Source organism: Modicisalibacter luteus DSM 23508 (assembly GCF_000378505.1).
Taxonomy (GTDB): domain Bacteria; phylum Pseudomonadota; class Gammaproteobacteria; order Pseudomonadales; family Halomonadaceae; genus Modicisalibacter; species Modicisalibacter luteus.
Genome location: NZ_KB900024.1, coordinates 1 through 6132, shown reverse-complemented (window position 1 = coordinate 6132; position 6132 = coordinate 1). Strand labels below are relative to the sequence as shown.

1 protein-coding gene and 3 pseudogenes are annotated in these 6132 nt (G+C 54.3%); all 4 read left to right on the top strand.

Annotated elements, in window-relative coordinates:
* Positions 1-271: pseudogene (locus tag F568_RS24730) on the top strand (transposase); the annotation flags it as partial.
* Between the two features lie 80 nt (positions 272-351).
* Positions 352-1499, top strand: a pseudogene (locus F568_RS0121735) (IS3 family transposase).
* A 2066-nt stretch (positions 1500-3565) separates the two neighbouring features.
* Positions 3566-5146 (top strand): glycogen synthase GlgA, encoded by a 1581-nt coding sequence (gene glgA, locus F568_RS0121730; protein WP_019020849.1) that lies wholly within the window; start codon positions 3566-3568, stop codon positions 5144-5146.
* Positions 5147-5224: 78 nt separating this feature from the next.
* Positions 5225-6132, top strand: a pseudogene (locus tag F568_RS23705) (hypothetical protein); the annotation flags it as partial.

Sequence of the window (6132 nt, the reverse complement as noted above, 5' to 3'; positions counted from 1 at the left end):
AAAAAGGGGCTCTCGGGAGCCGGTAGATCATGCGCTTGGACGAAGCCGAGGCGGACTGACCACCAAGATCCATCTGGTCTGCGATGCCAATGGCGTGCCGCTGAGCTTCCTGCTATCGCCTGGCCAGCACGCCGACTCGCGCTATCTCGTTCCTGTCATGGAGCAGATCCGCTTGCCAAGGTATACGGGACGCCCACATAAGCGATGCCACCATCTACTGGCCGACCGAGGTTACGATAGTGATCGATTGCATCGATACTGCGACCGGTACTGACCCTCTCCCCGAATCCTGGACAGGCATAACGAGAGATTCTGGCACACACTGTGAGAGTCTTCATAGGAGACTGTGCCGTGAAGAAATCCCGTTTCACCGAGGAGCAGATCGCTTTCGCTCTCAAGCAGGTCGAGCTGGGTACCCCGGTCGGCGAGGTGTGCCGCAAGATGGGCATCAGCGAGCCTACGTTCTACGCCTGGCGCAAGAAGTACGGCGGTCTCGGGCCATCGGAGCTACGCCGCCTGAAGCAGTTGGAGGACGAGAATCGCAAGCTCAAGCAGCTGGTTGCTGACCTCTCGCTGGACAAGGCGATGCTTCAGGATGTCCTGTCAAAAAAGCTCTGAGCGCGTCGCGCAAGCGGCAACTGGCCGAGAGCCTGATCGAACAGTTCGGTGCCAGTACACGGCAGGCCTGTGGCGTCCTCGCCCTGGCGCGCTCGGTGTTTTACTACCGCAGTCAGGCCCAGGATCAGCGACCGCTGATGCAGCGGATCCGCGAGATCACCGCCACCCGTGTACGTTACGGCTATCGACGCGTACATGAACTGCTCAAGCGCGAGGGCTAGGAGATCAACCACAAGCGTGTGTACCGGCTGTACCACCAAGCTGGCCTTAGCCTGCGTCTCAAGCGGCCCAGGCGCCACCGGATGGCCGCCATTCGGCGCGAACGCGTTCTAGCCACGGGGCTGGATCAGGTCTGGAGCATGGACTTCGTCAGCGATGCGCTGTTCAACGGTAAGCGTCTGCGGGCCCTGGCGCTGGTCGACGAGTTCAGTCGAGAATGTCTCGCCATCCATGTGGATGGCTCGATCGTTGCTGCGGATGTGGTCGAGGTCATGACTCGCTTGAACGAGACAGGGCGGCAGCCTGCGCGAGTCCGGGTCGACAACGGTCCGGAATTCATCTCACGCGTACTGGATTGTTGGGCCTACAAACAAGGCGTCACGCTGGACTTCAGTCGCCCGGGCAAGCCGACGGACAATGCCTTCGTCGAGTCCTTCAACGGCAAGTTTCGAGCCGAATGCCTGAACACCCATTGGTTCCTGTCTCTGGACGATGCCCGGCAGAAAATCGAAACTTGGCGGCAGGACTACAATCAAGTCAGACCCCATTCTTCCTTAGGTTGGCTAACGCCTGAGGAGTTCGCTGCAAGTCTCTGTCGAACGGAGACTTCCAGCGAAACACCGCCGGAATTTCTACTGATAGCCGGTCCTGATATGGGGTGAGGGTCAGCTTAGATATGCCATTAACTTATATTAGAACTAAAGGACTAATATTTCGAGGTGTACAGGGAGGCCTAGTTCTTTTAGTCTGAGTTATAGAGATAATAATTATCAGTTATAGAGACAATAAGAAACCGGAGTTAGGTTAATGACTGTGTATAAGCTTCCCTGCACAGATGGGACTGATCGTAACTGCCATCGAATCGTTGAAGTTGACTTAGGTATTGTAGGGTTAAGCAACCTTCAGCTCTCTCTAGTGAGAGCAAGTATCAATCGGTACGGCGGAGCGAATGTAGAGCTTACCTCAGCTCAAGTAGCTGCTAGCACAATTTCTCTCAGCTCAGCTCAGCTCGCCGATCTGGAACGGAATGGTACTGTTGTTTTTTGGATAGAGCCTGAGGGATTAGTCTGCGCTTTTTGCGGTTCACACTAGAGATTCCCTGAACCGTCCCCAAGGGCCAGGCCCCATGAAAGGGAATCAAGCTAGCGCATGATTCCCCTTCAATGGTGTTTCGGACTGCCTAGACCATCTGATGTTATCCTCTGACAAATTCCTGTTAGACTGGCCGCCTCGCTGCTGGTGAAACCTATTGCATGCCGTACTTGGACATGCCACAGCCTTTGAAATCGACATTATTGACGCCAAACGGTAATATGGAATACAAGCTCTAGATGATGCAAGCATCCGTCGGCATATTTATTTATCTATGCGAAGTAAAAGGACAACAAGTTCCGCACGAGCCGATCAGTTCTGGAATTACCATCATGGTATGGGGCGAGAATTGAATTTATCAACCCACCGCGAAATTCGGGCGAGCTTCGATGCGGGGACAAGGGCTGCCAAGATGGAAAAGTTAGCCAGCCAAGTCAGGCGTTCTTTAAGAGCCGTAGGGAAAGCACCATCATGTCCGCAGGTAGGGTCGAATGGGTACATGCCCCAAGGGTGCCTTGCTACAAAGAGAAACGCCTGTATGCGTAACAGGACCGGCAGTTTTCCTGCGGATTAAGGGGGCAGTTTTAACTACCACGGGCTAATTTTCATTGAATATACAAATAACAAAAAAGAGATGGTTCATGATGATGATGAGCCGATAAGCTAATTTAATTAGCAGCCTTTTATTTAGATGGCATGGAGTGCCCTGGGTTTTATAGCCCGCTAAAAAATAGGTTATTATTAAAACAACCGTTTACTTAATAAGTATACTTTGGTTGAATATGATGCCTCATAAGAGGTCTGTTAGGGTTTTTTCGATAACAACGACAAGAGGCAGGAGGTCTTACGTTCAGCCCGCTTAGAGACTTTGCAGTGCTTCTGTAGGCTACACTTTGATACGTTTTTGTGTGGCGTTAGTTAACATCTCTACCTCTGTGGGTATTCGCTTTAATAAATTATGCTTTTGCCAGCCAATTATTTTTATTTTTTCTGGTTGAGTGTTTGCTTTTCCATGGTCATATCAAAATACATTTTTTGCTATAAAACAACTTGTTATCTGTCTCGTAGCAGAACGGTAGAATACGCTCTGGATGGCTGATAGCTAAAACCGCTTGTCCATAGGGATTTTTTATAAGAATGCCATTTAGCATTAGCATATATTTGTTTAATAGCTGTGAATTTATGTCATGGTGTTTGGCGAGGCAGGATGCCCCAGCAAGGAAATAGGCCACGGAAGGCAGCCCAAGGATGGGCATTTATTATTTTTCTCACGGGTTACACCAATCATTTAATTAGCAGAATTTTGATTTCTAAAAACATTCTCGGTAATAGCTTGCATCATACAAAATCGAAGCCAAACTATCGGCTGCGCGGAGTAATTCACAGCATATCGGAAAGGATGTGACTTCTATTGGTTAACTTGGAAAAGCCGTTTGGTTTGGCAAGGCATCTTTACTAAATTATGCCTCGTACTTAAGTGTTAGTAGCTCGGTCCTCGCCAAAAGCGATTGGTAGCATTTTGTTTACCCGAAGTGGCTGCCAAAAGATGAAGAACTAAAAGCCGTACGTTAAGTATTGGCATTTGCGTGATGCCTGAAATATATCCTCTCACATTAATTGAGCAGGGAGGCCGGTCATGGTAAGTGAGGCGCTGCATGATGTTTTTCCGGTCGAAGCCGCTAAGAAGTCCCGGCGAGCTTCTCGGGTTGTCATGCCACGACAGCGGCGCGCGCTAAACGGCAGAATCGGTAAAGATAGTGATGGCTGCTTTCATGTTCTTTTAGTAACTTCCGAAATTGCCGACTTCGTCAAGGTCGGCGGGTTGGGTGATGTTTCCTCGGCGTTACCCAGGGCACTGGCTTCACGCCACGACGTGCGCATTCTGATTCCCGCCTACCGGGAAATGATCGCCTCCGATCATGAAATCGAGATTTTGGGCAAACTGCCCGGCCATGCCGACATACCTCCCTGCGAACTGGGCAAGACCGTCTGCAGCGATGGTTTGACCGTTTACCTTCTGGTGTGCCCCGAACTCTTTGAACGCGAAGGTAGTCCATACTGCGATGAAACCGGGGTCGGTTGGGAGGACAACGATATTCGTTTCGCCCGCCTGTCGTTGGCCGCGGCCCAGATTGCCAGTGGCCAGGCCGGTCTCGACTGGCAACCCGACCTCCTGCACCTCAATGACTGGACCTGCGGTTTGGCGGCGGGCTACTTGCATTGGTGGGGGCACGATGTTCCCAGTGTTTTTACCATTCACAATTTGGCCTACCAAGGGCTTTACGATGTCTCGCGCTGTCAGGCGCTGGGAATCCCTGCCGATGCCTTCAACATGCACGAGGTCGAGTACTTCGGCCAGCTATCGCTCATGAAAGCCGGGCTGGTCTATGCCTCGCACATCACCACGGTAAGCGCCACATATGCCCGGGAGATCACTACGCCCCAGTTCGGTTGCGGCCTCAACGGCCTGCTCACCCAGCGCGCCGAGAAAGGGCAGCTGAGCGGCATTCCCAACGGGATAGACGATTCGTGGGACCCGCGTACCGATACCCACCTTGCCCAGGCATTTGCCATGAATGACTGGCGCGGCAAACGGGCCAACGCCGAGCATGTACGCCGAATGTTCGGACTCGGCGTGAGCAATGGTCCGCTGTTTGCGGTGGTGTCGCGATTGGTTCACCAGAAGGGACTGGATCTGACCATCGGTGCTGCAGAATCCATTGTGCGTGCCGGCGGGCAGATCGTCTTCATCGGCCGGGGCGAGATGCCGGTGGAAAAGGCCTTGTGCAATCTGGCGGCCCGTTTCCCTGGTTCGATTGGCGTCAATATTGGATTCGATGAGGGTGAGGCGCGTTGCATGTATGCCGGCAGCGACTTCCTGCTGATGCCGTCACGTTTTGAGCCATGCGGCCTGAGCCAGATGTACGCACAGCGCTTTGGCTCGCTGCCGATCGCCCACCGTACCGGGGGGCTGGCTGACACGATTGAGGATGGCGTCACCGGTTTCCTATTCGATGAGATGACACTGGAAAGCTACATTCATGCTATCCAGCGCGCCATGACGGTATTCCAAGCCACCGACCTGTTCTATGCCATGCGGCGTGCGGCCATGGCTGGGCGATATCACTGGCGTCAGTCGATCGAGCCATACAGTCAGCTGTATCGGAAGGTGGTGACCGGCAAGGAGAAGCAACACACCTACGCTGTCGCACCATGACCTGAACGACCCGGGTCGCTTCCCGCAATAGGCGTCAGAAGTCGGCCCGTTATGCTTCCAATGACAAGGATGGTAGCCATGTCCAGTCACTTTTCCTTCAGGTCGCCGTTGCCACCCTCTGGAGGGCGGCTGCAGGACACGATAAGCGCGTGGTGGAACGCCCCGGAGGGGCAAGTCGCTGATGAGTACCCTTTCCAGGGCGTGGACAGGCAGGGGCAGGGCCGCTGGCAAGAGCGCTTGGCATCGTATCGTTGGCAGGATGCCGTATGGATGGGGCGTCGTCGCGAGGATCCATTGCACTACCCTTTATCGATCTATCGGCTCGACCCAAAAGCCTGGCGGCATGACTCGCTGGGACAGCCGCTGGGCTGGGAGACCCTGGCCTCTCAGCTGGTGCCCTATGCTGCCGACCTTGGCTTCACGCATGTCGAGGTCAAGCAAGTGGCCGAGTCAGATGCCGGGGAAGACTTTGCCCGCTTCGTCAATGACTGTCATGTAGGCGGTCTCGGCGTGATCATCGAATGGCCGCTGGCCTCTCCGCAGGCAGGGCTGTCCGAATCGGCGTCTCTCGATCTGGCTTGCGACTGGCTTGATGGCCTGCATATCGATGGTCTCCGCCTCAAGCCGGCCTCGTCGGACAGCGACGGGACGGTACTCAGCCGCTTCATGGATGGTCTCGTGGCGCATGCGCCGGATATTTTGCTGTTCGTCGACGAACACATCGCCGAGGCGGCACCGACCACGGCCCGCGCCCTGGCACTGAATACGCACTGGTCGCAAGCCACGCAGGCCTACCTGAGCCAGCCGTCCGAAATCCGTAATCACCATCATCATCGGCTGGTCGAAGGACTGGCCAGCGCCTTCGAGTCGCATTTCGTTCTGCCGTTGATCGACGACCAATCCGACGATGGCAACGCCACCTGGCTGGGGCGTATGGCAGGCGACACCTGGCAGCGCTTTGCCAACTTGCGGGCCGGACTTGGCTT